21 protein-coding genes and 1 tRNA gene are annotated in these 26,357 nt (G+C 40.8%); 21 read left to right on the forward strand and 1 reads right to left on the reverse strand.

Annotated elements, in window-relative coordinates; translation table 11 throughout:
• Positions 1-29 precede the first annotated feature (29 nt).
• The 6 genes from J6I68_RS03885 (at position 30) to J6I68_RS03910 (ending at position 7,240) form a co-directional block, all read left to right on the forward strand.
• On the forward strand, positions 30-1,556 hold the full coding sequence (locus J6I68_RS03885) for an RsmF rRNA methyltransferase first C-terminal domain-containing protein (protein WP_292217612.1): 1,527 nt from the start codon (positions 30-32) through the stop codon (positions 1,554-1,556).
• Positions 1,557-1,568: 12 nt separating this feature from the next.
• Positions 1,569-3,293, forward strand: coding sequence for an ABC transporter ATP-binding protein (locus tag J6I68_RS03890; RefSeq protein ID WP_292217615.1), 1,725 nt, complete (start codon positions 1,569-1,571; stop codon positions 3,291-3,293).
• Positions 3,290-5,020, forward strand: a complete 1,731-nt coding sequence (locus J6I68_RS03895) for an ABC transporter ATP-binding protein (protein WP_292217617.1) — start codon at positions 3,290-3,292, stop codon at positions 5,018-5,020. Before J6I68_RS03890 ends, J6I68_RS03895 begins: the two co-directional genes overlap by 4 nt.
• A 63-nt stretch (positions 5,021-5,083) precedes the next feature.
• Entirely contained in the window at positions 5,084-6,736 is a 1,653-nt protein-coding gene (locus tag J6I68_RS03900) for a putative manganese-dependent inorganic diphosphatase (protein ID WP_292217618.1), read from the forward strand.
• A gap of 40 nt (positions 6,737-6,776) precedes the next feature.
• Complete coding sequence (locus J6I68_RS03905) at positions 6,777-7,073, forward strand: hypothetical protein (protein ID WP_292217621.1); 297 nt, start codon at positions 6,777-6,779, stop codon at positions 7,071-7,073.
• 84 nt (positions 7,074-7,157) lie between these two features.
• Positions 7,158-7,240: transfer RNA gene (locus J6I68_RS03910), tRNA-Leu, on the forward strand.
• A gap of 30 nt (positions 7,241-7,270) precedes the next feature.
• On the opposite strand, the gene J6I68_RS03915 is transcribed toward J6I68_RS03910, so the two are convergent.
• Positions 7,271-7,873, reverse strand: a complete 603-nt coding sequence (locus tag J6I68_RS03915) for an NUDIX hydrolase (RefSeq protein WP_292217623.1) — start codon at positions 7,871-7,873, stop codon at positions 7,271-7,273.
• Between the two features lie 128 nt (positions 7,874-8,001).
• Here J6I68_RS03915 and J6I68_RS03920 point away from each other — a divergent pair, with 128 nt between their 5' ends.
• From J6I68_RS03920 to J6I68_RS03990, 15 genes are all read left to right on the forward strand, one after another.
• On the forward strand, positions 8,002-9,087 hold the full coding sequence (locus J6I68_RS03920; protein WP_292217625.1) for an HD-GYP domain-containing protein: 1,086 nt from the start codon (positions 8,002-8,004) through the stop codon (positions 9,085-9,087).
• 153 nt (positions 9,088-9,240) lie between these two features.
• Complete coding sequence (locus tag J6I68_RS03925) at positions 9,241-10,719, forward strand: DUF6937 domain-containing protein (protein ID WP_292217627.1); 1,479 nt, start codon at positions 9,241-9,243, stop codon at positions 10,717-10,719.
• Positions 10,720-10,730: 11 nt separating this feature from the next.
• A complete protein-coding gene (locus tag J6I68_RS03930) occupies positions 10,731-12,176 on the forward strand; it encodes a glycoside-pentoside-hexuronide (GPH):cation symporter (protein WP_292217651.1) in 1,446 nt (481 codons plus the stop codon).
• A gap of 21 nt (positions 12,177-12,197) precedes the next feature.
• Positions 12,198-12,800 carry a hypothetical protein gene (locus tag J6I68_RS03935; protein WP_292217630.1) on the forward strand — a complete coding sequence of 201 codons (603 nt, stop codon included), beginning with the start codon at positions 12,198-12,200 and terminating at the stop codon, positions 12,798-12,800.
• A gap of 168 nt (positions 12,801-12,968) precedes the next feature.
• Entirely contained in the window at positions 12,969-13,295 is a 327-nt protein-coding gene (locus J6I68_RS03940; protein WP_292217632.1) for an anti-sigma factor family protein, read from the forward strand.
• A gap of 14 nt (positions 13,296-13,309) precedes the next feature.
• Entirely contained in the window at positions 13,310-15,478 is a 2,169-nt protein-coding gene (polA, locus tag J6I68_RS03945) for a DNA polymerase I (RefSeq protein WP_292217634.1), read from the forward strand.
• Complete coding sequence (gene coaE, locus J6I68_RS03950) at positions 15,465-16,139, forward strand: dephospho-CoA kinase (protein WP_292217637.1); 675 nt, start codon at positions 15,465-15,467, stop codon at positions 16,137-16,139. Before polA ends, coaE begins: the two co-directional genes overlap by 14 nt.
• On the forward strand, positions 16,093-18,276 hold the full coding sequence (locus J6I68_RS03955; RefSeq protein WP_292217638.1) for a cell division protein FtsA: 2,184 nt from the start codon (positions 16,093-16,095) through the stop codon (positions 18,274-18,276). The genes coaE and J6I68_RS03955 overlap by 47 nt, the downstream gene beginning before the upstream one ends.
• 21 nt (positions 18,277-18,297) lie before the next feature.
• Positions 18,298-19,095, forward strand: coding sequence for an MBL fold metallo-hydrolase (locus J6I68_RS03960; RefSeq protein ID WP_292217640.1), 798 nt, complete (start codon positions 18,298-18,300; stop codon positions 19,093-19,095).
• Between the two features lie 62 nt (positions 19,096-19,157).
• Entirely contained in the window at positions 19,158-19,430 is a 273-nt protein-coding gene (locus J6I68_RS03965) for an ACT domain-containing protein (protein ID WP_292217642.1), read from the forward strand.
• Positions 19,431-19,440: 10 nt separating this feature from the next.
• The gene (locus tag J6I68_RS03970) at positions 19,441-20,805 is read left to right on the forward strand and encodes a PFL family protein (RefSeq protein ID WP_292217644.1); all 1,365 of its coding nucleotides are present in this window, start codon (positions 19,441-19,443) and stop codon (positions 20,803-20,805) included.
• An 83-nt stretch (positions 20,806-20,888) separates the two neighbouring features.
• Entirely contained in the window at positions 20,889-21,608 is a 720-nt protein-coding gene (locus J6I68_RS03975) for a YwaF family protein (RefSeq protein ID WP_292217654.1), read from the forward strand.
• Positions 21,601-22,311, forward strand: a complete 711-nt coding sequence (locus J6I68_RS03980) for a hypothetical protein (protein WP_292217646.1) — start codon at positions 21,601-21,603, stop codon at positions 22,309-22,311. Before J6I68_RS03975 ends, J6I68_RS03980 begins: the two co-directional genes overlap by 8 nt.
• A 282-nt stretch (positions 22,312-22,593) precedes the next feature.
• A complete protein-coding gene (locus J6I68_RS03985) occupies positions 22,594-25,254 on the forward strand; it encodes a choice-of-anchor A family protein (RefSeq protein ID WP_292217648.1) in 2,661 nt (886 codons plus the stop codon).
• Between the two features lie 127 nt (positions 25,255-25,381).
• Positions 25,382-26,357: MMPL family transporter (locus J6I68_RS03990; RefSeq protein ID WP_292217650.1), on the forward strand; the 976-nt coding region annotated here is incomplete at its 3' end.

Here is a 26,357-nt window from a genome sequence, read left to right on the forward strand (position 1 = left end):
CGGCCAGCCTTTTTTGTAAGGATTTTATAATGAGTAATTTACCCAAAGATTTTTTAGAGAGGATGAAAAACCTCTTTTCAGAAGACGAATATAGTGAGTTTATTAAGGCTTTTGACGCAGATGATGAAAGATTCCACGCATTTCGTATAAATAGCAGCAAATGCACGGATGTTAAAAAGCTTTTAGAGGTGTTAGAGGCTTCTAATACTGAAGATGATCATGGAGAACTGCTTTCCTGTCATGTCCCCTGGGAAGATAGGGGATATTACTATGGAGAAACCATAGCTCCTGGCAAGCACCCTTATCATGAGGCTGGTCTATATTATATTCAGGAGCCAAGTGCTATGGCTCCGGTTCACTTCCTTGACCCAAAGCCAGAGGACAGGGTTTTGGATCTTTGTGCTGCGCCAGGCGGTAAGTCAACACAGATTGCTGATGCCTTAAAGGGCAAAGGCCTGCTTATTACTAATGAAATTAACAGAGACAGAGCTAAGATATTGTCTCTTAACATAGAAAGAATGGGCGTAAGAAACGCCATGGTGGTATCAGAGGATTCTTTCAGACTATCTGAAGTCTTTGAGGGCTATTTTAACAAGATCCTTGTGGATGCTCCCTGCTCAGGTGAAGGGATGTTTAGAAAGAATGAGATAGCTCTTTCTGAATGGTCCTTGGGAAACGTAAAACTATGTGCAAAGCGCCAGAAAGAGATACTTGATAATGCTGCAAAGATGCTGCTTCCAGGAGGAAGGCTTGTCTATTCTACCTGTACCTTTTCTCCTGAAGAGAACGAGCAGAATATTTACGACTTTTTATTAGATCATAATGACTTCCATGTTAAGGAGGTGGTTCTACTTGGCGGTATGGAAAATGGCCGCAAAGAGTGGATCCTTAGTACTGGAACAAAAGATGAAACAGCGCTTTTAGAAACAGAAAGGTCTATACGCCTATGGCCCCACAGAGTGAAGGGCGAAGGACACTTTTTGTGCGTACTTGAGAGAGATGGGGAGGTAGATAGCGACGCTGTAAAAAGCTATGTTCCCGGAGGAAGGTTTATAAGAGCTAAGAGCGAGCAGATTAAACCATTTATGGAGTTTGCTCTTGAAACATTAAAGCTTTCAGATGATAAAGCGGCTGCAAAAAATGGTGATATTGAGCTTGGGCTTACAGATGGAGATATTCTTGGCGGAGGCTTTTTATCCTTTGGAGATCAGATCTATCTTGCACCTTCTGACATGCCATCAACAAATGGACTTAAAGTATTAAGGCCTGGACTTCATCTTGGGGAAATTAAAAAAGGAAGATTTGAGCCTTCCCATGCTCTGGCCCTTGCGATCAAAGCATCCGGGTGCAAACTTTCTTTTGACTTACCTTCAGATAGTCAGGAAATAAGAGCGTACGTAAATGGACAGACTCTTAGGCTTAATTCTGACAGCCCTTTATATAAACAAAAAGGGTGGTGTTTGGTGACTTGTGATGGCTACAGTATTGGCTGGGCCAAGCTTGCAGGTGGAATGCTTAAAAATCACTATCCAAAGGGGCTTAGGATCAATTACTAAATAAGGAAACATATGAAGAAATTACTTGTATATTTAAAGGAATATAAAAAAGAAACTATCTTAGGACCTCTTTTTAAGCTCCTTGAGGCTTCCTTTGAGCTTATGGTTCCCCTTGTTATTGCGTCGATGATAGACAGAGGAATTGTAAGGGGAGATAGACAGCACATAATAAATATGTGTATTGTTCTGATACTTCTTTGTTTTGTTGGCTTTGGATCAGCAGTAACAGCTCAGTTTTTTGCAGCAAAGGCTGCTGCAGGTTTTGCCAAGAAGGTAAAGAGAGCTCTTTTTGATAATATTCAAAAACTGTCCTACGCAGATATAGACCGTGTCGGGACTTCAGCCATGATCACCAGGATGACCAGCGACATCAATCAGGTACAGCAGGGAGTTAACCTTACTATTAGGCTTCTTCTGCGCTCACCCTTTGTTGTATTTGGCGCAATGGTAATGGCCTTTACCATAAATGTTAGACAGTCCCTTATTTTCCTGGTGACAATCATATTATTGTTCCTGGTAGTCGGACTCATCATGAGATGGAGTATACCTCGCTATGGTCAGATACAGTCAGGACTTGACGAGCTTCTTTCTCTCACCAGAGAGAACCATACTGGCGTAAGAGTCATTCGAGCTTTTTCTCTGGAACAAAAGGAAAAAGAAAACTTCAGTGACAAAAATAATTCTTTAAAGGATCTGCAGGTATTTGTTGGAAGTATAACAGCTCTGATGAATCCTGTTACTTATGCAATTCTAAATCTGGCGGTAGCCTTTCTTATTTACAGGGGAGCTATTCTGGTTGATGCTGGAGACCTTACCCAGGGACAGGTTGTTGCCCTCTATAACTATATGGCACAGATACTGGTTGAACTTATTAAGTTTGCAAACCTCATCCTTACTGTTACAAGAGCAATAGCCTCAGGAAACAGAGTTCAGGAGATGTTAGAGCTTAAGAGTTCCATGGAAGATGGAACAGTTACCGAGTTTGTACCATCAGATAGTCACATTGAATTTAACAATGTGTCTATGAGATATCAGGGGGATATGGAAGATTCACTGGAAGGCCTTGATATCAAGATAAAAAGAGGTGAGAGGATTGGCGTTATTGGCGGAACTGGCAGCGGCAAAAGTACGCTGATAAACCTTATCCCCAGATTTTACGATGTGAGGGAAGGCTCTGTCGTCATCGATGGACGAAACGTAAAAGAGTACCGATTGGATGCCCTTAGGGAGAGGATAGGAATTGTGCCTCAAAAGGCAGTTCTTTTCCAGGGAACCATAAGGGACAATATCAGGTGGGGAAAAGAAAACGCAACAGATGAAGAAATCTATGAGGCCCTTACCATAGCACAGGCAAAAGAAATTGTTGATGGAAAAGAAAAGGGGCTTGATGAAGTAGTATCTCAGGGTGGTAAAAACTTCTCCGGTGGACAAAAGCAAAGGCTTACTATCGCAAGGGCACTTGTCAGAAAGCCTGAAATCCTTATTTTGGATGACAGCGCATCAGCACTGGATTTTCTTACTGATAAAAAGCTTCGCGGCGCTATAGCCTCAATGGATAACCCTCCAACTACATTTATCGTGTCCCAGAGAGCGTCTTCTGTACTTGGCTGCGACAGGATAATAGTCCTTGATGACGGCAAGGTTGCTGGCATTGGAAGTAGTGATGAGCTTTTGATCAAATGCGAAACATACAGGGAAATATATGATTCTCAGTATAAGAAGGAGGGCGACCTATGAAGAAAAATACTTTAAAAAAAGTCCTCCGATATGTTTCGAAATATCACTTCCTTATTGCGCTGTCAATGATCCTGGCGGTTTTGACAGCTCTTTTGTCACTGTATGTTCCTATTCTTGCAGGAAATGCCATAGATCTTCTTACAGGTAAAGGCGCTGTGAATTTTCAGAAAGTGACACAGATACTGGTAAGGATAGCTATATGTGTTCTTGGTATTTCTTTTGCCCAGTGGTACATGAACAGGATCAACAACAGAATAACCTTTAATGTGGTCAGGGACGTAAGGAAGGACGCCTTTGAAAGACTGCAGGTATTGCCACTTTCTTACCTTGATAGAAAACCTACTGGAGAGATCGTTTCAAGGATAATCTCAGATGTTGACCTGTTTGCAGACGGCCTTTTAATGGGATTTACACAGCTGTTTACTGGAGTTGTGACAATAATTGGAACTTTGGCATTTATGTTCTACCTTAACTGGTCCATAGCTGCCATTGTTGTGGTTTTGACGCCGCTTTCTCTTTTGCTTGCAAGATTTATAGCCACCAAGAGCTTTGCGCTATTCAAGGAGCAAAGTAGTGCAAGGTCTGATCAGACGGCGTTTGTGGATGAGATGGTAGGAAACCTTTCTGTTGTAAAGGCTTTTGCCCATGAGGATGAAAACCTTTCTGTCTTTGACAAGATCAATGACAGGCTGGAAGAAAGCAGCATAAAAGCTACATTTATTTCATCCCTTACTAATCCCGGAACCAGATTTATTAACAATATTGTCTATGCAGCAGTGGCTCTTTTTGGATCATTTGCGTGCCTTGCTGGCGGTATGACTGTTGGAGGACTTACCATTTTCCTTAGCTATGCCAATCAGTACACCAAGCCATTTAATGAGATTTCCGGAGTTATCACAGAACTTCAGAATGCTCTTGCCTGCGCTGAAAGGGTTTTTGAACTTATTGATGAGAAGGCAGAGAATGCTGACGACAGCTTTGATGAGCTTCATAAAAATCTTGATGGCAATGTAAAGATAGAGGATGTATCTTTTTCATATGACAAGAAAATGAGCCTGATTGAGGGCCTTAATCTTGATATCAAAAAAGGTGAGAGAGTTGCAATTGTTGGACCTACCGGTTCTGGTAAGACTACACTTATAAACCTTTTGATGCGTTTTTATGATGTGGACCAGGGATCAATAAATATTGACGGGCATGATATACGGCTTCTTAAGAGAAAAGATCTTAGAAGTAACTTTGGTATGGTCCTTCAGGAAACCTGGTTAAGAAGTGGCACCATTAAGGAAAACATAACCCTTGGAAGAGAGGGCTTTACTGACGAAGAAATAATAGAGGCAGCAAAGGCTTCCCACGCCCACAGCTTTATCAAGAGACTTCCTGAGGGTTATAACACAGTCATTTCAGAAAATGGCGGCTCTCTATCCCAGGGACAGAAGCAGCTTTTGTGTATTACAAGAGTCATGCTAAAAGTTCCACCAATGCTGATACTTGATGAAGCTACATCTTCCATAGACACAAGGACGGAGATCCGAATTCAGAAGGCATTTAACAAGATGATGCAGGGTAGGACCAGCTTTATTGTAGCTCACAGGCTCTCGACCATAAGGGAAGCTGATGTTATCCTTGTAATGAAGGATGGCCACATAATAGAACAGGGTGGTCACAGGCAGCTGCTTGACAAGAAAGGGTTTTATAGTGAACTATATAACTCTCAGTTTGCCTGAAATTATTTCCTTGATACTTGTGGCAAGGAGTGGTAAACTGCATGTACGCTTGGAGGATTACTAATGAACAATATTGAAGATACAAGACCTGTTTTTGTAATAGGACATAAAAATCCTGACACAGACTCTATCTGTGCAGCCATAACTTATGCTAACCTCAAAAACAAGGCCTTTGGAGGCAATTATATAGCATGCAGGGCTGGGCACCTCAATGAGGAGACACAGTTTGTTTTATCGCACTTTGGTGTAGATGTTCCTGCTTATATCAAGGATGTCAGAACTCAGGTAAGAGATATGGAGATCAGAAGACTTGATGGAGTTACAAGTGATCTCTCTTTAAAAAATGCCTGGGCAAAGATGAGAGATGCTGATGTTGTAACTCTTTGTGCCACAGAGGGCGACAAACTTACAGGAATTGTTACAACCAATGATATCGTAGAAACCTATATGGATGTTATCGATCCACACATCCTTTCTCAGGCTAAGACTTCATATAAGAACATAGTTGAGACCCTTGATGGAGAGCTCATTGTGGGAAATATCGAGGACAGCCTTGAAAGTGGTAAGGTGGTCATAGCAGCTGCAAGCCCTGAGATGATGGAAAATGTCATTGAAAAGGGCGACATTGTTATTTTGGGAAACAGATACGAAACTCAGCTGTGCGCTATTGAACTTGAAGCTTCCTGCATCATAGTATGTGAAGGGGCTGAGGTTACAAGGACAATTAAGAGCCAGGCTACTGAACATGGAACCAGGATCATTACAACACCCCATGACACCTTCGTTGTAGCAAGGCTTATCAATCAGAGTATGCCAATAGATTACATCATGAAAAAAGATAATCTGGCTACTTTCTATATGGACGACTTTATAGAGGATATCCAGGAAGTAATGGCTTCCATGAGGCACAGATATTTCCCTGTCCTTGATAAGAACGACAACTATATTGGTATGATCAGCCGAAGGAATTTCCTTGGCGCTCACAAAAAGCAGATGATCCTTGTGGATCACAACGAGAAGAATCAGGCAGTTAATGGCGCAGATTCTGCAGATATCCTGGAGATCATCGATCACCACAGACTTCGCACCATTGAGACTTCAGGTCCTGTGTTCTTTAGAAATCAGCCTCTTGGATCAACCTGCACCATCATCTATCTGATGTACAAGGAGTATGGTGTTGAGATAGATCCTAAAACAGCAGGACTTTTACTTGCAGCGATCCTTTCTGATACGCTTATGTTCAGATCTCCAACCTGCACCCAGGTAGACAGAAACGCAGGAGAGGAGCTCTCTAAGATTGCGCAGATAGATTATGAGGAATTTGCAAAAGAGATGTTCCATGCAGGATCTAACTTAAGTGGCAAGAGTGCCTCTGAGATCCTTCATCAGGACTTTAAGAAATTTACAGTAGATGATCTTACAATTGGAATCGGACAGATCAATTCAATGAGCTCAGAGGAGCTTGTTGAGATAAAAAGCAGAATTGAACCGGAACTTAAGAGTGTTACCGGTGATGATGGCCTTGATATGATCTTCTTTATGCTCACAAACATCATCGATGAATCATCAGAGATCATCTTTTCAGGCAATAAGGCCCTGCACACCATCAACAGTGCATTTGGCCTTTCTGCTGAGGGTAACAGCGTAGTCCTTCCAGGTGTTGTTTCACGAAAAAAACAGCTTCTTCCTGCAATTGTTGAGGCAATGCAGCAGTAATATAATAAAATAAAATACTAAGTATTGGGGGATGCTAAGTATGGATGAACTTAGAAAGCTTTTACTTCATGAGGTGGTTTCACTTTACGGACCTTTACAGGGGCAGAGTATTGGAGCCATTATCATTCCGGCATTTATCGGAGATTTTAAAAAGGTACTCGATGGAGCAGAAACCACAGATGAGGTGTTTGAAGAGTACATGACAGAGGACAAGAAGATACATCTTATCCTTGAAGGCAGAAAGAGTCTGGGAGCAAAGGGGCCAAGACTTGAGATAACAGGCGCAGTTGTCAATGATAAAAGACTAAAGCTCACTGAGGAACATTGCTACGTCTAAGCTAAAGAGTTATTTTTATTCTTGAATAAGGGTAAGTACTGTGCTAAACTAAAAAAGCTGTGGATGGCCACAGCTTCCATATTTGCCGGCATGTCGGAATGGCAGACGATGCAGACTCAAAATCTGTTGTGGGTAACCACGTGTGGGTTCAAGTCCCACTGCCGGCACTAAAAAAGTCAATGGAGTTTTCCATTGACTTATTTTTGTAATTTTGCATCCTTTGCCATGTACCATGCAAGTACGTGGTGTGACTGGAGGAAATCTCCTCTGAATATTTTTTCCCTGATCTCATCTTCGGATAATAGAACTACATTTAAAAACTCTGTATCATCAAGATGCTGACTTGATCTCTTTTCGCAGTCTGTTGCCAGATAGATGTGCATATTGTTTGTTGCAAGGGTAGCATTGGCTGGCATTGTGATAAGGTGTTTTATGTTCTCCGAAGCGTAGCCGGTTTCTTCAAGAAGTTCTCTTTTAGCAGCCAAAAGAGCATCTTCTTCTGTAGCGATGGTGTTTTCTTTTGTTATATAGGGTACATCGCTTTTTTCCAAATATTCGATGCCACCAGCCGGGAATTCAGTGGTTACAGAATCAATTCCATGCCTGTACTGCTTGACGCAGATATATTTATCATCCTTCGTTTTTGCCACTATTATTACGAAGCTGTGCTTGGAATAATTATAGACGGGACCTATCTCGGCGCTATTTGGAAGCCTGTAAATATTTCGTCTGAAATCGATCCATGCGTCCTGTATAATATGTTCTTCCTTGATAAGTTCCCACTTGAGATTATCTGACATAAAATGAGTGCTCCTTAGATTTTGCATTTTAACAACAGAATTGTATAGGATATTTAGTAAAAAGAAAAGCCAAAACGTGTTATTATATATTTGTATGAACTTAAAAAAGTATATGGCGGTGGCGAAATATGAAACTTGTTTCAGTAGACAAGCTTGAACCAGGACTTGTAGTATCCGAAAATATCTATACCCTTGATGACAGACTGGTTTTGCCTAAGGGGACTATTCTTGATGAAAAGGATATCGAAAGGATACGTTCCTATTCTTTATACAATATCTTTGTAGAGGAAGAGAAAAAGCCTGTTGTCCCAAAACAGGAAAAAGCTGATTCCGCTAGTCTTTCCTACTCTGAAAAACTCAAAAACACAGAGGAATTCATCAGGTTTAAACAGCATATTGAAGACAACGCTGAAAAGCTTGAAGAGTCATTCAGGCTCCTTGCCAACGATTCTATTCCTCTTGATGTAGATAAACTAACTGAGCCTGTATATCATCTGTTCGTAGAGGCTGGTGGAACAGCGGGAGTGTTTGATATGCTCCATAACCTCAGGGACAGCAGCGATGAAGTCTATATGCACAGCCTTAATGTTTCACTTATTTCCAATACACTTGCAACATGGATGAGACTTCCAAATAGCAAGATCCAGCTGGCAACTGCAGCAGGGCTTTTACATGATATTGGAAAGGTTTTGATGCCTCCAGAGCTTCTTGGTAAAAACAAGCAGCTTACTGACTATGAGCAGAGAACCATGAATGAGCACGTAATTAAGGGGTATGAGCTTGTAAAGGACAAGGATATTAATACCCATATTAAAAATGCCATCATTATGCATCATGAGAGAAGGGATGGCTCAGGTTTCCCATTCCATCTAAAAAATGATCAGATAGATGAGATAGCTTCTATTGTGGCAGTGGCAGATGTTTATGATTCCCTTACCACCAGAAAAAAATACAGGGAACCGATCTGTCCGTTCTATGTTATCCAGCAGTTTGAAAACGAGGGACTTGATAAGTATGACCCTAATACCATACTTACTTTCCTTAGCAATATTGTTAATACCTTTATTGCCAACAGGGTTATGTTAAGTAATGGTATGACTGGTGAGATAATCTTTGTTAATCCAGAGCATCTTGCAAAACCTGTGGTAAAGTGCGGAGAAAAGTATATTGATCTTGTGAAAAATAAAGGACTTTCCATAGTTGCACTGGTGTGATGCAACTTGCACAAAAACTGGAAACGAAAATTGTAAAAAGCGTTTCTTGTTTTTGATTGCCTTGTCTGTTAGTATTTAATTACGGAAACCCATTGTAAGGAAACTAGTTTCCTGTGTCTATGAAAAGCCTATGGATAGGCGGAATGGAGTAATATGGCTGACAGATCAAAAGTGATTTTTGGAAATGTTATAAGTGATAAAGATTATAAAAAAGCACTTAAGTCCAAGAAAAAATTTGTAAAAAAGTACGGAGATGACTCCGCAGTAGATTATAAAATAAAGGTTTCAGATAATTCTGTGATCGGACCTATCCTTGGGGTTAAAACGATAGATGTTACTGCTAAGATTCCAGCTGATGAAGGGACCATGGACACTGAAAAGGGAATCATTGTTGGAAACATCAGAATGGGATTTGGCCATTATAGAATTTCTATGGCAATAGCTTCTTACGCCCACCATCTGGGCTATACTCCTTACTGGATGGATCTTAATTCCTACAAGGAAACCACCTGCACCAAGGTTATTGGAGCACAGAATGACCTTTATTCATTAGGTTCAAGGTTATCAAGATTTTACCTCTTTAATAAATTTGTCTGGGAGCCCACTAACTATGAAGGCTTCAGGGCACTTTCATATAACTCTTCAGATCAGAAGAATGCAGAGCTGATGGCACCTGTGTACAAGAATGTTCCTAAGGATATTCCTGTTATCGCAACCCACGTATGGCCTGCTCAGGCAGCTATTCATGCAGGAATGAAGTATGTTGTCAATGCAATTCCTGACAACTGGCCAATGGCTCTTCATTTATCTGAAGGCTCAGTGCACACCATCCAGTGCAGAAATGCCTACATGGGCTATCGAATTCTTAATGGCATGGCCAAAAAAGAAGTCTTAAAGCCAATGCCTTCTGAATCCCTTATCTACACTGGACATTATATTGACTACGAGCTTGTGGAAAATATAGAAAAGGATTGCAACGCCAGAATAAATAGGAAAAAGAATTCAAGGCCCATGAGATTTCTTTTGACCATCGGCGGAGCCGGCGCTCAGAAAGAGATCTTTGCAGAGATAATAAAGCACCTTATGCCATATATCGAAAAGGGCATAGCTGCACTGTATGTCAATGTTGGAGATTACAGAAATGTCTGGGATGAGCTTAAAAAAGAAATCCCCGAGATGAGTAAGATTGCAATCGATCATATGGATAATTGGGAGGATACTCTGGAGTTTTCAGAGACAGCTCTGAATGAGAACATAGATGTTACAGGCATTCATGGTTTCTATCACTCAGATATATTTAAGGCTGTCTACACCACAAATCTTCTTATGAGGAGCTGCGATGTGCTTGTGACCAAGCCAAGTGAGCTGGCATTTTACCCGGTTCCCAAGCTCTTTATCAAGAGAGTTGGTAAACATGAGATGTGGGGCGCTATACATTCAGCTGAGATTGGTGATGGAACACTGGAGTGCAGAGACATTCCACATACGATCCAGATGCTTGATCAGTTTCTTGAGACAGATCTTTTGTGCGAGATGTGTGAAAACATTGTTGCAAATAAAAAAGCCGGAATATATGACGGAGCAAAGAAGGTAGTAGAGCTTGCAGTAAAGCTCAGGGAGGCAGGAAAGTAATGGATGGCAAAATGAAACTATCAGGAGCAGCTAAGGCTTCTTATGGACTTGGGGCAGTTGGAAAAGACATGGTATACATGCTTTCCGCTTCATATGTTTTGTATTATTTCCAGGACATCATGGGAGTAAGCGCAGCAGCCATGGGTGTTATCCTTATGGCGGCAAGAGTTTTTGATGCATTTAACGATCCTATCATGGGAGCTATTGTAGCAAAGACCAAGACAAAATGGGGCAAGTTCAGACCCTGGCTCCTTATTGGAACACTTACCAATGCAGTTGTTCTGGCGCTTATGTTTACAGCACCGCCTACGCTTTCGCCATCAGGAATGGTGGCATATGCTGCGGTTACCTACATTGTCTGGGGCGTTACCTATACAATGATGGATATTCCTTACTGGTCAATGATTCCTGCCTTTACTGAGGGCGGAAAAGAGCGTGAGAGTCTTACAACCATGGCCAGATCCTGTGCAGGTGTAGGAAGCGCGCTTATAACCATAGTTACTGTTATGAGCGTATCTTTTCTTGGACACTTCTTTGGCGCTGAGGGGATCACAGACAGGGAAGTTGAGAGAATCGGCTTTTCCTACTTTGCCATCATTATTGCGGTTTTATTCATACTCTTTACAGTTATCTGCTGCATCAATGTAAAAGAAAAATCTACAGTTGAGATGAAGACAGCCAGCATCAAAGAGATGTTCAGGGCCCTTCTTCAAAACGATCAGGCTATGGCAGTTGTAGTAGCCATCGTCGTTGTTAACTGCTCGATTTACATCACATCCAATCTTGTTATATACTTTTTTAAATACGACTTTGGCGGAACAGGATGGAAGGGAGACTATACTCTTTTCTCAACCTTTGGCGGCGGAATCCAGATCCTGGCCATGATGCTGCTTTATCCATTCCTTAGAAGATTCTTTACTTCGATCCAGATTTACTTTGTCAGCATGGGAATGGCTATCTGCGGATATATTTCACTTCTGATCCTGGCATCAACATCCATGAATAATGTATTTCTTTTATTCATTCCTGCATTTTTCATCTTTGCAGCTAACGGAATGCTTGCAGTTATCACAACAGTATTTCTTGCTAACACTGTTGACTATGGAGATCTTAAGAACAACCGAAGAGATGAGTCAGTAATATTCTCTATGCAGACCTTTGTTGTTAAGCTTGCATCAGGAGTTTCAGCACTTATAGCTTCACTTGCACTTCAGATCCTTGCTCTTAGCAATGAAACTGAAGAAGGGGCTGGACTTGTTGATTATTCAGCTGGAGTTAATACGATGCAGAAGATGGGACTTAGGATGGCTATGACCATCATTCCTATAATCGGAATTATCTTTGCCATCTTCTGGTTTAAGAAAAAGTATATCCTTACCGATGAAAAACTGCAGGAAATCTCTGTAGAACTGGTTAAGAGAAAGACCATAGAAGCTGAAAATCAGTCTGCCAATTAAGTTATCTTAAAGGGGGATAATATGAAATCTGAGAGCATAGTTATCAGCACTAATGAAGGCAATATCGATAAAGTTCTTGAAGTAGTTGAAGCTTTTTCCAAGGACCTTGACCACAAGGCTGGTCTTAGGATCAGACTTCTTGCTGAAGAAACCATGAACCTTATCCGTTCGATCACAGGAGAGATGGATGCTGAGTTCTTCCTGGAAAGAGATGACAATCAGGTCAGGCTCCATCTTAATACCAACACCATCATGTTTGCAGCAAAGAGAAAAGAGCTGATGGAAATATCTACTTCCAAGGAAAATGCTGCAGCTAAGGGCTTTATGGGAAAGATAAGAGAGGTCTTTGAGCTTGCTATGCTTCCTAAGGATGAAAGAAGCGCAAGAGAGTCAAGGATCGGAATGATGGGACTTGTTGATCCCACAGCTCTTTCAGCTACTTCTTCTGAGACCTGGAAGATGAGTAACTACAAAGACAGCGTTGATAAGATGGATCAGGACACTGAATTTGCCCAGGAAGCAAGAAACGAGCTTGAAAGATCCATACTTGGAAACATAGCAAAAGAAGTCGAGATCTCCATTATTGGAGACGACGTAAAGATGACTATCATATACGATCTATAAATTATTATTCTTCATCATTACCTGAAAAGGCTTTCCGATGTAGCATTTTAGCTATTTTCGGAAAGCTTTTTCGTTGTAATATAAAGGTTTTTGTAGTATTCTATATGTTGTAGAATTAGTTACAAAATGTCCAAATTCAGACACAACATGTAGAAGATTGACTGATATATGATGAACTGTGATACAGCACAAAAGTTAATCCCGGAATTTTTAGATGATGACCTGGACAATCAGGAACTTTCGGATTTTATCGATCACATTGAATCCTGCCCTGAATGTAAGGAAGAGCTCACCATCCAGTTCCTTGTGAAGGTAGGTATGAAGAGACTTGAGGATGGCAATACCTTTAACCTCAACAAGGAACTTGAAATTCTGCTTAGCGACGCCAAAAAGAGGCTATCGGTAAGAAGGTCACTGGTCCTTCTTAGCTTTGGCCTTGAGATTGCTGTGGCTTCTATGCTGGCTATTTGTCTTTTACTTCTAATAGCACTTTGATCCCGGGGGGATTTATGTCAGATACAACGCTTTTAATTGATGGAAACAAGCTAATAAGGGATGCATTTTACGCAATCCCGGATTTCACCGATGCTGATGGCAATCACATCGGTGGTATTTATGGTGCTTTTTATAAGATAAAAGAGCTTTTATCTGGTGCAGATGGCCAGACTTTCAAGATTACCTTTGACTCTGAAACAGGCTCTTTTTCCAAAGACGTTCTGTGGCAGATTGGCAAGGTAAAAGAGCTTATAGAAAAAGGCGCTGTTATAAAGGCAGGAGAAGAGACTGATATCACAGATGATGTTAAGAGCTTTGTTGAAAATACTCTTTTGAGCTTTTCACCTTCTGGGGAGGTTAAGGAAACTCCAAAATTTAAACATAGCCTTGTTGTGACCTCTGACCTTAACGAAGTTGAAGATATTTTTAAGAGAGCTTCTGAGAGCGAAAGAGTATCCTACTATTTTGCAATAGATAAAAAGGATGGAGCGTTTCTTTCAAAAAAAGCATTAGGCCTTTCTGTTTGTTTTGATGAGACTACAGCATATTATATCCCTGTAGTTAACTTTATTACCGCTGATTATCTTGGCAAAAAACTATCTGAACTTAGTAAGGTTTCATCTCTTGTGACCTTTGATATTAAAGAGAGTTTTTGTTTTTACATACCCTTTGAAATTGAGAATAGGGAAAATGGCTATGAAGATGACGATAAATTATCATCATCTCCAAGATGCTTTGATGTGCTGATAGGAGCATATCTTAACAATCCACTTAAAAATGATTATGAGATCCATGATATCTCCAAGGAGTATCTTGGAATACCCCTTCAGAAAAAGAGCGATGTTTTTGGCAAGACTGCTTTATCAGAAGTTGATGAAAATATACTTTCTGATTATATGGGCAAAGCTGCCTTCATTTGCTATGCTTCATCGCCGCTGATCCTTAAAAAACTCAGTAAGTCTGGGATGGAAAAGCTCTTTTACAATATTGAGATGCCACTTTCCTATATCCTGTTTGCAATGGAAAAAGAGGGTATCATCGCCAAAAAGGATGCCCTTAAGGAATATGGAGATAAGCTTGGCGTAAGGATCGCAGAGCTTGAGAAGACCATATATGAAGCAGCAGGATGTGAGTTTAATATCAATTCACCCAAGCAGCTTGGAGAGATACTGTTTGAGAAGCTTGGACTTCCTGCGGAGAAAAAGACAAAATCCGGTTACTCAACTGCAGCGGATGTTCTTGAAAAGCTTGCTCCTGACCACAAGGTTGTGGCAGATGTACTTGAATACAGGGGACTTGCCAAGCTTAAGTCCACCTACGCAGATGGGCTTGCTGCGTTCATAGAGTCTGATGGCAGGATACACACCAGTTTTAACCAGACAATAACAGCTACAGGCAGGATAAGCTCTACAGAGCCAAACCTTCAGAACATCCCAATGAGAACAGAACTGGGAAGGCTCATAAGAAAAGTCTTTGTTCCAAAGGACTCCTGCGTTTTTGCTGATGCGGATTATTCCCAGATCGAGCTTCGTATTTTGGCCCATATGTCAGAGGACCAGGGGCTTATAAGTGCCTACCACGAAGGCGATGATATCCACAGGATCACTGCAAGTAAGGTTTTCCACGTTCCCTTTGAAGAGGTAACGCCGCTTCAGAGGCGAAACGCCAAGGCTGTTAACTTTGGTATCGTGTACGGAATGAGTAATTATGGTCTTTCACAGGACCTTTCAATATCTGTTTCTGAGGCAAAAGAGTATATGGCAAAATACTTTGATACTTACCCTGGAGTAAGGACCTATCAGGACAGAGTTATACAGGAAGCCAAAAACAAGGGCTACAGCGAAACGCTGTTTGGAAGAAGACGCCCTATTCCTGAGCTCAAGGCAGGGAACTTCATGATGAGACAGTTTGGAGAAAGAGTTGCCATGAATGCTCCTATCCAGGGAACTGCAGCAGATATCATGAAGATAGCCATGATAAATGTCTTTTTTGCCCTTAAGAAAAAATCTCTTAAATCAAGGCTGATCCTTCAGATCCATGATGAACTTGTAATAGAGACTTATCAGGATGAAGAGGATTTAGTTAAAGATATTCTGGTAAAAGAGATGGAAAGAGCAGCAGATCTTTCTGTACCTCTTGAAGTAGACTGTCACACAGGAAGTGACTGGTATGAAGCAAAGTAAACTTTCTACTTTAAAAACCAACATAATAGGTATAACCGGAGGCGTTGGCGCAGGTAAGAGCACAATCCTTGACTACATAAAAGAAAACTATAATGCAAGGGTGATCTACTCGGACCAGGTTGCCAACGATATCAAGAAAAGAGGGTATCCGGCCTACGATGAGCTTGTTGAACTTCTTGGAAGGGAAGTCCTTGATAGTGACCTTGAGATAGATAAGGCTAAGATGGCAGAAGCAATATTTCGGGATAAAACTCTTCTTGATAAGGTCAATAATGTTTTGCATCCTGCAGTAAATACCTTTATTATTAGTATTATAGACAAGGAAAGAACTGCAAGGGAGCATGATTTTGTCATTGTTGAGGCAGCTCTTTTGATAGAAAACGGATACAAAGATATTGTTGATGAGCTTTGGTATGTCTATGCAGATGAGGACACAAGGCGAAAAAGGCTCAAGGCTTCAAGAGGCTATTCTGATGACAAGATCTCTAACATCTTTAAGGGACAGCTAAGTGAAGCAGAATTTAAAAAACACTGTGACTTCATCATTGATAACAGCAGTTCTGAAAGCGATGCTTTCAAACAGATAGATAATAAACTTGGGGAGTGGAAAAAAGATGGCAAGTTTAGAACAGCAGGATCAGAAGGTAGTATACGGACTTGATATTGGAACCAGAAGCGTTGTGGGTACTGTGGGATACATGAATGACGGTAAGTTCAATGTCATAGCTCAGGCTGTTGAAAAGCACGAGACAAGAGCTATGCTTGATGGACAGATCCACGATATCGGTAAGGTTGGTGCCACTATCAGAAAGGTTACGGACAGACTGGAGCAGCAGACAGATATCCATCTGACTGACGTATGTATTGCAGCCGCTGGTCGTGTGCTTAGAACTGTTCGCACTACATATGAATATGAGTATCCGGATGGACATGAGATAACTGATGAGGATATCTATAACCTGGATTCCGGAGCTGTAGAAAAAGCTTATCAGGAGTTCCTTTCACAAAATACTCTGGATATTAAGTTTTATCTGGTTGGTTATTCGGTAATGCACTATTACTTAAATGGCTATCAGATCGCAAACCTGGAAGGGCACAATGCCGGCAAGGTAAGTGTTGAGCTCATAGCAACTTTCCTTCCTGATGATTGCGTAGATGGTCTTTATAAGGCCTGTGAGAGAGCGGACCTTAAGGTTGCCAATCTGACACTGGAGCCTATTGCGGCTATGATGGTTGCAATCCCTGACAGATTCAGGATGCTGAATCTTGCCCTTGTTGACGTTGGTGCAGGTACATCCGATATCTGTATAACTGACGATGGCACTATCACAGCTTATGGCATGCTTCCAATTGCCGGAGATGACGTAACAGAGATCATTGCCCAGCACTGTCTTGTTGATTTCAATACAGCTGATGAGATAAAGATCACAACAAGCCATGCTGAGAAGGCTGAATATACTGATATCATGGGACTTACAAAGGTAATTACCGCCAAAGAGGTAGCCAAGATAGTTAAGCCCAAGGTTGATGAGATGGCTCAAAGAGCTACTGCAGAGATCAAAAAGCTTAATGGTGACAAGCCAGTAAGCGCCGTATTTGTAGTAGGCGGCGGTGGATGTGTTCCAGGATACACCAAGGCAATTGCCAAGGAAATGGATATTCCAGAGGAGCGTGTTGCCCTTCGAGGCGAAGAGGTAATGAAGGATATTACCTTCCTTAACAACGATGGCATTGAAAGAGACTCACTTCTTGTTACGCCTCTTGGTATCTGCATAAGCTACTATCAGGAAGCTAACAACTTTATCTTTGTTTCCTTTAATGGCGTTCAGACCAAGATTTATGACAACGGTAAATTGCAGATCGTGGATGCTGCAATGCAGGCTGCTTTCCCTAATGAGGATCTTTTCCCTAAGAGGGGCGCTGAGCTGCGTTATACAGTAAATGGAAAAGAGAGAGCATCTCGCGGTGAACCTGGAGAAGCTGCAGTTATCCAGCTCAATGGTAAGCCAGCTGACATTCACTCCAAGATCCATGCCAATGACATCATTGAAGTTAAGCCATCAACAGCCGGAGCACCAGGTAAGGCTACTGTTGAAACCATTCCGGAGTTTAAGACCAAGTTTAACGTTGTTGTAAATGGCAAAAATGTTGAGGCTTCCAAGTATGCCACTGTAAATGGCCAGGCTCAGAGCGGATATTATGATATTAAGGCAGGTGATGAAGTCAAGATCCTTGATTACAATACAGCGGCTCAGATTGCTGAGCTTATGGATATCAAGATCACAGAAGATACAGTGATCATTGTTAACAACGAGCGTGGAGATGCAAATACTCCTGTTTATGAGAACTTCAAGATCGACTTTAAGGATCAGGAAGATGTGATCATGGACTATTACAAGGATTTCCCTAATGCTGATGCAGAGGCTATCCGCCAGTCCAATCAGGCCACATTTGACAATATGGATATGGAGAAGCGCTTAACTCAGGACAGGAATGGTCAGCTTTCATTCGAAGACCTTCCTGATGATGACGGAACCTATGTTAAGTCTGGCGCTTCTTCAGCTGATGCCAGCGAAGTTAAGAACATACTTGCCCATGACCTTCATGTAGTAGTCAATAATGATGCTATTACACTTCATGGCAAGTCAGATTACATTTTTGTAGATATATTTGATGCCATAGACTTTGACCTTTCTAAGCCTAATGGCAGAGCTATCGTTACCACACTTAACGGCGCTACACCAGATTACATGCAGCCTATCCACGAGGGTGACAAGATAGAGGTTTATTGGAAATAAGTTTTTGGGAGAGTTTTAGTTTTGCGTTTTACAACAATAGCCAGCGGAAGCAGCGGCAACTGCACCTACGTGGGCAGCGACAACACACATATACTTGTTGATGCAGGTATCAGCAAAAAGAGAATTGAAGAAGGCCTTAATGAACTTGAGCTTTCACTTACTGATATAAGTGCTATTTTCGTGACCCATGAGCATACAGACCATATAGCTGCCATAAAGACTATTTTAAAAAAGCATGATATTCCTGTTTATGCCACAGCTGGTACCATTACAGGGATATTAAATACAGACAAAAAGGGTGAGATCTCAGACTCATCCTTTATAACTGTAAGGGCCGATGAAGCTATCCCTGTTGGCGATATGATCATAAATCCTATGACAATTTCTCATGATGCTCTTGAACCTTGTGGATATAGGGTGTATTGTGGTGAGAAAAAGATTGGAATAGCAACAGACCTTGGCTGTTACAATGACTATACAGTAGAGAGCCTTTCAGGGTGTGATGCTCTTTTACTTGAAGCCAATCACGATGTGAGGATGCTTCAGACAGGTCCTTACCCCTATGTTTTAAAGTCCAGGATCCTTGGAGACAGAGGCCATTTATCCAATGATAAGAGCGGCGAGCTTTTATGTAAGCTTATAAGCGACAAGATGAAGGGGGTATTTCTTGGACATCTGTCAAAAGAAAATAACCTGCCTGAGCTTGCTTATGAGACTGTCCGGGTGGAAGTTGACATGTCCAGTATTCCTTTTAATTCCGGTGATTTTCCGATCATGGTGGCAGACAGAAACTGTCTTTCACCTGTACTTGAGTTCTGATCTGTTTGACATCAGCCCCGGTATCCGGGGCTGTACTAATAAACACATATCCAGGAGGAGCTATGAATAAAACTATCATCACAGTAGTAGGAAAAGACACAGTGGGCATTATTGCCAAGGTTTGTACTTACCTTGCAGATACCAGCATCAACATTTTGGATATCTCACAGACAATTGTAAGTGGATATTTTAATATGATGATGATCGTGGACATGGCAGGAACAGATAAGCAGTTTAATACTGTTGCTGATGAGCTTGAAGCACTTGGAAAGGAAATTGGAGTTGTGATCAAGTGCCAGAAAGAAGAAATCTTCGACTCCATGCATAGGATCTGAGGAGGTAAATATGATCAATATACATGAAGTTGTAGAAACTAATGAGATGATTGAAAAGGAAAACCTGGATGTCAGGACCATAACACTGGGTATCAGCCTTTTAGATTGCATAGACTCTGATTTAGACAGATTATGTGACAAGATCTATAACAAAATTTATGAAACAGCAAAAGACCTTGTAAAAACCGGAGACCAGATTTCAAGAGAATTTGGTATTCCAATTGTAAATAAAAGAATTTCAGTAACACCTATTGCCCTTGTTGGCGGAGCTGCCTGCAAAACTCCAAGTGACTTTGCCAAGATTGCAGCCACCCTGGATAAGGTTGCCAAGGCGGTTGGCGTTAATTTTATCGGCGGATATTCAGCACTTGTCAGTAAGGGAATGACTGAGGCTGACAGACTTCTTATAGAATCTATTCCTGAAGCTCTTTCTACTACGGACGTTGTATGTTCATCAATTAATGTAGGCTCAACCAAGACCGGTATCAATATGGATGCTGTGCGCCTTATGGGAAGCATTGTAAAAAAGACTGCAGAGGCTACAAAAGAAGCAGATTCTCTTGGATGTGCCAAGCTTGTAATATTCTGTAACGCTCCTGATGACAACCCATTTATGGCGGGAGCCTTCCATGGTGTAACTGAGGCTGATAAGATCATTAACGTCGGCGTCAGCGGACCAGGCGTTGTTAAGACAGCCCTTGAAAAGGTCAGAGGAGAGAACTTTGAAGTTCTTTGTGAGACCATCAAAAAGACTGCCTTTAAGGTAACAAGAGTAGGACAGCTCGTTGCTCAGGAAGCATCAAAGCGCCTTGGAGTACCTTTTGGTATTATCGATCTGTCCCTTGCTCCTACACCAGCAATTGGTGATTCGGTTGCTGACATCCTTCATGAGATTGGAGTTGAGCATGCTGGAGCTCCTGGTACAACAGCAGCCCTTGCACTTCTAAATGACCAGGTTAAAAAGGGCGGTGTTATGGCATCCTCTTATGTTGGAGGTCTTTCTGGAGCATTTATTCCCGTCAGCGAAGATCAGGGCATGATCAATGCTGTTGAGGCTGGAGCACTTTCTCTTGAGAAGCTTGAAGCAATGACCTGTGTGTGTTCTGTAGGACTTGATATGATAGCAATTCCTGGAGATACCAAGGATACAACCATCGCAGGTATCATCGCTGACGAAATGGCAATTGGTATGATCAACCAGAAAACAACTGCAGTTCGTCTCATTCCTGTAATTGGTAAGGGTGTAGGTGAAACAGTAGAGTTTGGCGGACTTCTTGGCTATGCGCCGATAATGCCAGTAAATCAGTTTTCCTGCGACGACTTTGTAAACAGAGGCGGTAGAATTCCAGCTCCAGTTCATAGCTTTAAAAACTAATGGTATAATAAAAGAGTAAAGCTAACCAAGTGGAGGTGTTGATGAAGTACTTCTGGCTTGAGAAATCTCTTTTACCACAGGAAATGGGATATGAGCTCTTTTCGGCAGAGCATATTGTGTCCCTTCTGATCATATTAGTTTTAAATATCATTTTATATTCTGCTTTTTGCAAGATGGATGGCAAAAAGCAGAATATATTCATAAAAATCTGTGCGCTTATCCTTCCCGTTTTAGAGGCGTTTAAGATTGCTGTTCTCGTCATACAGGGGACATTTGATGCACAGTATTTTCCTCTATACCTATGTAGTGTAGGTATCTTAATTTTTCCGGTAGCAGCTTTTGCAAAAAATAAGCGCATAGCTGAATATGCTACTGAAGCAGGAATTATTATGATAATTCCTGGCTCTCTTATGGCGCTTTTGTTTCCTAACTGGATTGGTTTTTATCAGCCATTTAGCTTTTTAAGTATTTATAGCTATTTGTGGCATGGCCTTATTATCTTCATTCCGGTTTGTATGTGGAAAATGGGTAAAGTATCTATAAGATTTGAGAGCATAATCCATTCATTTATCGTACTTGCAATTCTTTTACCAATCGTTATTATCTGTGATCAGGTTTTTCGAATGAATTATTGGTTTTTGGAAAGACCTGATCTCAACAATCCATTTCTTTTTATATATCAAAAATATGGTTATACCATGTACATTACCTGCATTATCCTGCTGGCTTTTATAATGTGTACTTTGTCATATTTGTTGTTTAGCTTTTTACAGAAAAGAAGGAAGGGAAGAGAAAATGAGTAAGTTTGATTTTGAAGCCCTTGAAAGGGATTATCTTTCCAGGTTTCGTAAAAAGAAAAGAGTCAATATAGCTATCTGCAGCCTCATATTTGTACTGGGTGTTCTGTCTGTTATCTTTATCTTTAAGTTTGATAAAGAGGGTATAATGACATTTCGCTGGCTTACTGTCGATGGAACCATATTTACAACTGTTGGAGCACTAATCTATATTGTTGTAAATCTCATTGAAATGTATGGGAAGACTGAAGTGACTTACATTTCAGCTTATTATGTAAGACTTTCCTGTGCAGTTGCGGAGGCACTAATTATGACAGTTGTACTTATGAGTCAGCTTCCAATATTTGATCAGCATATGCATATCTTAAGATTCGACATGTTTAACATGCATATTTTGATCCCAGTCCTGACTATTTCTTCATTTGTATTAAATGACGCGCCTATTGGTAAGATAAAACCATTTTACAGACTACGTGGAACCTGGTTTGTAACCTTTTATTCCGTGGTGATAATAACGCTTATCTTAACTGATACCATAACAGGGAACATGATCCCGTATTTCTTCCTTGATTTTGACAACATGTCATTGTCTTTGATACTTATCACTTTTGTTGTTATCTATGGAAGCGCATATCTGCTTTCATGGGGGATATCAGAGCTTAATAGAAAACTGTCATGGAGATGGTTTAAGAATGTGATTAGAAAGTAATTTATCTTTGTGTTTAACTTAATTGAATAAGGATATTAATTAGGGTGTATTTTGTGAGATTGTAAGAAACTTACAAAATGCACCCTTTAGTATTGCGTAAATGAAGAAGTAAAGAAAAATATCAATTAAATTTATTAAAAGAGGATAAAAGAAGTATTAAACAAATCATAAATGACATTTTAAATGTAAAATATGATGATTATTATGATAGCATATTATGTAGGATACACTTGAAACGGGTTGTTTAGTATTTTTAGTGTGTTGTACGGAGGACCAAAAAAAATGAAGCTTTACGACAATATCCCTCAGGCTATCAGAGAAGGTGTTTTTTGTTTAATGACAGGTACACTTGTTTTTGCTACAAACAGCATCACAGCAGAGGCAAGCGATGGTGAACCGGCTGACGAGTCAGGAAACGGTGCTGCAGCAGAGGCAAGCGATACAAATTCTGTCGCAAATGAGGCTGCAGATCTTATTGATCATTCAGATGCAAAGCCTGTATCTGAGCCGCAGGTAACAAAAGAAGAAACTCCTGTAGCTGACATTACAAAAACAACAAGTATTTATGAAGAAACTGTAGATAATAATGAAACTATCAGCGCAGGAGATAATGCGATAGTAATAGGGGATATTGAGGCATCAGAGCCAAAGGCTGTTGCCACTACACAGGAAACTGTTGTAACCACAGTTACAAAGCCTGAAGCACTTACAAAAGATACAGAAAATGTCACTGTTGTACAGGAAGGAAATACTGTAACTATAACAGGTGAATTTGTTGAGGATATTGTTTCCAAAGAGACTAAATCATCTACTACAGTTGAAACAGACGATGAGCAGCTTGCAAAAGAAATAAAAGCCCAGGTTGAAAAACAGGCAGAAGGAAATACAGAAACAAGCGGAATTAAATTTGACAGCCTGACTGAGAAATATTATGTGACTGACAACGAGGGCAATCGTACTTATGTAGATATTTCAAAGCTTAACGGAGCAACAAGTTTCATTTTGAAGACCAAGGCAGAAAGCTCCGGTGATGATTCCAATGATACAAAGATCATTGCGCAGATTGGAGATAACGAGGTTCCTCTTTCAGATGTACCGGAAGATGTTAAGAATGCTCTTGTAAACAGCGCCGGCAACGAAATTGAAAGCAGATTTGAGAGTGTTACTTCCTATACTTTGGGAGAAACGCCTTTAAGAGAAAAAGAGATAGAGCTTTTAAAGAAATGCCAAATTGATACAGATACAACATTTATCATTGCGCCTTCCGCAAACGGATCAGATGACTTTGACATTACTTATGTCAAAGACGGCGTCTACCTTACAGTTTTGGATACTGATCTAAGAAATCTCATACTTAGCTCTGCCAAGCCGGATTCACTTAGGTATAACTCAGGTATTGAATATGAGGATGTTAATTCGGAAGACCTGAAAAGTGAGATGGACGCAGCAAAAGAAGACGGCTATGTTCTTGTAGCTCATGGTTATGGCAAGGACACACACGAAGAAACCATTATCCTTGATACAATATATGATACTTTAAAAGATGCGCAGGATGCATTGGATGACTTTATTGCCAGGGGAATTTATGATGGTGGTAATATAATCCCTCATCCACAGAATGATGAAACCAGGATAATAAATGATTTTGATGGTTTTAGTATCACTACCAAGGAAGAATATGAAAGGATCATAAACCTTAACGACAAGGAAGTGGTCAATGGGGAGACAATTTACAAAGAGACAACTGAAGATGGGAAAACAATCTATTACAAGGTAAATACAGTAGATGAAACCTTTACAATTCTTTCCCAAGGAGGTAGTGCTGAAGTAGGTCATCAGGAGACAAGCTTTATTATCAACGGAGTATACTATCATTACGATCAGAATTCCAATTTTTTACATGATAATATTTATGGAATCGACCAGCAGGTTTTTGTTGATCAGATGAACAGTGTTCTTGCTACTCCCAAGACCAGTGAAAATACACTTGAGTATTCTACAGGAAGTGGTCCAAGGCCTGAAAAGAACAAACTGGAAATTACAGACGGCGGAACGTACTATATTGACGGTACGGTCAAAGAAACATGGATCCTTCTTACTACTCCTGAAAAAGTAACGATAATACTTACAGGAACCGATACTATATTGCCTGTTATTACAACAGATTCTCAATATCAAAACATCCAGACCGGCAACAAGAGCCTTCTTAATGCAGCTATCATGCCGGATGTTACATTTGTTACAAATGCCACAACTTTAAGAACCCAAGGTACAAATGAAGTTGGAAATATTCTGGCACCTAATACAAAAGTGACACTTGGAGGCGGTAACTTCTGCGGTACGATCATCTGCAGTGAGATCAGCGGTGGCTCAGAAGGACATTGGTATCCTGCAGGATCAAAGGGATATCTGGTGGACAGAAAAGTAATTGGAGCGGCTAATGCCCAATATTATACGCTAAATGCGAAAAAACAGGCATTTAACTATGTTGTTACAGGCATAAAGACCATTGACATTGATCTTCACAAGACCGTAAACAACTATGAGTACAAGAGAAGTCTAGTTATACTGGGAAGTACTTATGAAGTAAAATTCAGTGAGTACTCAAAGGAGAGCACCAGGGGAGTATGGACTGAGACCAAGACAATTGATGTTCCTCCGACACCACCTGTTATTGTTGAAGTACCACCAACACCGCCAACACCACCAACACCACCTACAACAACACCTCCTACAGACACTGTTGTTGTGGTAAACGAACAAAATCCTGTTTCTGAAGTACCACAGGTTCTCGGAGCAAAGAGAGACATGCCACAGGTACTTGGTGCAAGAAGAGCAAGAACAGGGGATATGACTCAGAATCCTCTCGTTGCATCAATGATGATCCTCGGAGCATCTGCAGTTGCACTTGGAGCTCTGGCTTCACTGAAGAAGCGTAGATAATAATTATTATACGAAATAGTTTAAGGTCCGGCCGCAGTGCCGGACCTTTTATTTTGACTTATGGTCAAAAATCAAAATGCGGTGTATACTACATTTGGATTATTTTAGTTTCTCGGGGGAGATGGATATGGAAAACGAAAAAGCTGGAAACAGTTTTATGCTCAAAATCTGCGCATTTATCGTCGATAAGCGCAACCTTTTCTTTCTGATATATGCTATTTTATGCATATTCTCAGTGGTTTCCAGAAACTGGGTAAGTGTTGAAAATGAACTGGCACAATACCTTCCTGGTACATCTGAGACCAGGCAGGGTCTTGATCTTATGGAAGAGCAGTTTACAACCTACGGCTCTGTTAAAGTCATGGTCGCAAATATCTCTTATGATCAGGCACTTGAGGTCAAGGACCATCTTGAAGATATGGATGGTATTTTTTCAGCTGAAGTTGATGATACAACTGACCATTATAATAATGGCTCAGCTCTTTTTAATATAACTTTTGATTATGATGAGAATGATGATCAGTGCCTTGTGCTTCTTGACCAGGTAAAAGAGTACTTTGAACCCTACGATTCCTACATCTCAACAACTCTTGGTGACACTCAGTCAGAGCTCATTGATAAGGAGATGAACGTAATTTCTGTCATTGTTGTCATTGTTGTAGTTGCAGTACTCCTTCTTACATCTCAGGCATATGCTGAGGTTCCGGTACTTCTTCTAACCTTTGGCTCTGCAGCCCTTGTCCAGATGGGAACCAATTTCCTTCTTGGAACAATTTCTTTTGTATCAGATTCAGTCACGATCGTACTGCAGCTGGCTCTGTCAGTTGACTATGCGGTCATATTCCTAAACAGGTATAAAGAAGAGCACGCTGAGCTTCCAAACCGTGAAGCTTGCATCGTAGCTCTTTCAAAATCAATCCCTGAGATCTGCGGTAGTTCCCTTACCACAATCGGAGGTCTTGTTGCCATGCTGTTTATGCAGTTTGGTATTGGCTCTGATATGGGTATTGTCCTTATAAAGGCTATCATCTTAAGCCTTTTGTCTGTGTTCCTTCTTATGCCAGGTATCATCATGGTTTTTGCACCTCTCATGGAAAAGACCA

The sequence above is a fragment of the Butyrivibrio sp. genome (genome assembly GCF_017940685.1).
In the GTDB taxonomy this organism is placed as follows: domain Bacteria; phylum Bacillota; class Clostridia; order Lachnospirales; family Lachnospiraceae; genus Butyrivibrio.

What these genes read in the sequence shown, in the direction of transcription:
- J6I68_RS03965 (WP_292217642.1), top strand. Translation starts at nt 19,158, where the DNA reads ATGAATAAAACTATCATCACAGTAGTAGGAAAAGACACAGTGGGCATT.
- J6I68_RS03935 (WP_292217630.1), top strand. Translation starts at nt 12,198, where the DNA reads ATGAAATCTGAGAGCATAGTTATCAGCACTAATGAAGGCAATATCGAT.
- J6I68_RS03915 (WP_292217623.1), bottom strand. Translation starts at nt 7,873, where the DNA reads ATGTCAGATAATCTCAAGTGGGAACTTATCAAGGAAGAACATATTATA.
- J6I68_RS03930 (WP_292217651.1), top strand. Translation starts at nt 10,731, where the DNA reads ATGAAACTATCAGGAGCAGCTAAGGCTTCTTATGGACTTGGGGCAGTT.
- J6I68_RS03920 (WP_292217625.1), top strand. Translation starts at nt 8,002, where the DNA reads ATGAAACTTGTTTCAGTAGACAAGCTTGAACCAGGACTTGTAGTATCC.
- J6I68_RS03925 (WP_292217627.1), top strand. Translation starts at nt 9,241, where the DNA reads ATGGCTGACAGATCAAAAGTGATTTTTGGAAATGTTATAAGTGATAAA.
- J6I68_RS03905 (WP_292217621.1), top strand. Translation starts at nt 6,777, where the DNA reads ATGGATGAACTTAGAAAGCTTTTACTTCATGAGGTGGTTTCACTTTAC.
- J6I68_RS03955 (WP_292217638.1), top strand. Translation starts at nt 16,093, where the DNA reads ATGGCAAGTTTAGAACAGCAGGATCAGAAGGTAGTATACGGACTTGAT.
- J6I68_RS03980 (WP_292217646.1), top strand. Translation starts at nt 21,601, where the DNA reads ATGAGTAAGTTTGATTTTGAAGCCCTTGAAAGGGATTATCTTTCCAGG.
- J6I68_RS03895 (WP_292217617.1), top strand. Translation starts at nt 3,290, where the DNA reads ATGAAGAAAAATACTTTAAAAAAAGTCCTCCGATATGTTTCGAAATAT.
- J6I68_RS03970 (WP_292217644.1), top strand. Translation starts at nt 19,441, where the DNA reads ATGATCAATATACATGAAGTTGTAGAAACTAATGAGATGATTGAAAAG.
- J6I68_RS03975 (WP_292217654.1), top strand. Translation starts at nt 20,889, where the DNA reads ATGGGATATGAGCTCTTTTCGGCAGAGCATATTGTGTCCCTTCTGATC.
- coaE (WP_292217637.1), top strand. Translation starts at nt 15,465, where the DNA reads ATGAAGCAAAGTAAACTTTCTACTTTAAAAACCAACATAATAGGTATA.
- polA (WP_292217634.1), top strand. Translation starts at nt 13,310, where the DNA reads ATGTCAGATACAACGCTTTTAATTGATGGAAACAAGCTAATAAGGGAT.
- J6I68_RS03885 (WP_292217612.1), top strand. Translation starts at nt 30, where the DNA reads ATGAGTAATTTACCCAAAGATTTTTTAGAGAGGATGAAAAACCTCTTT.
- J6I68_RS03985 (WP_292217648.1), top strand. Translation starts at nt 22,594, where the DNA reads ATGAAGCTTTACGACAATATCCCTCAGGCTATCAGAGAAGGTGTTTTT.
- J6I68_RS03940 (WP_292217632.1), top strand. Translation starts at nt 12,969, where the DNA reads ATGATGAACTGTGATACAGCACAAAAGTTAATCCCGGAATTTTTAGAT.
- J6I68_RS03900 (WP_292217618.1), top strand. Translation starts at nt 5,084, where the DNA reads ATGAACAATATTGAAGATACAAGACCTGTTTTTGTAATAGGACATAAA.
- J6I68_RS03890 (WP_292217615.1), top strand. Translation starts at nt 1,569, where the DNA reads ATGAAGAAATTACTTGTATATTTAAAGGAATATAAAAAAGAAACTATC.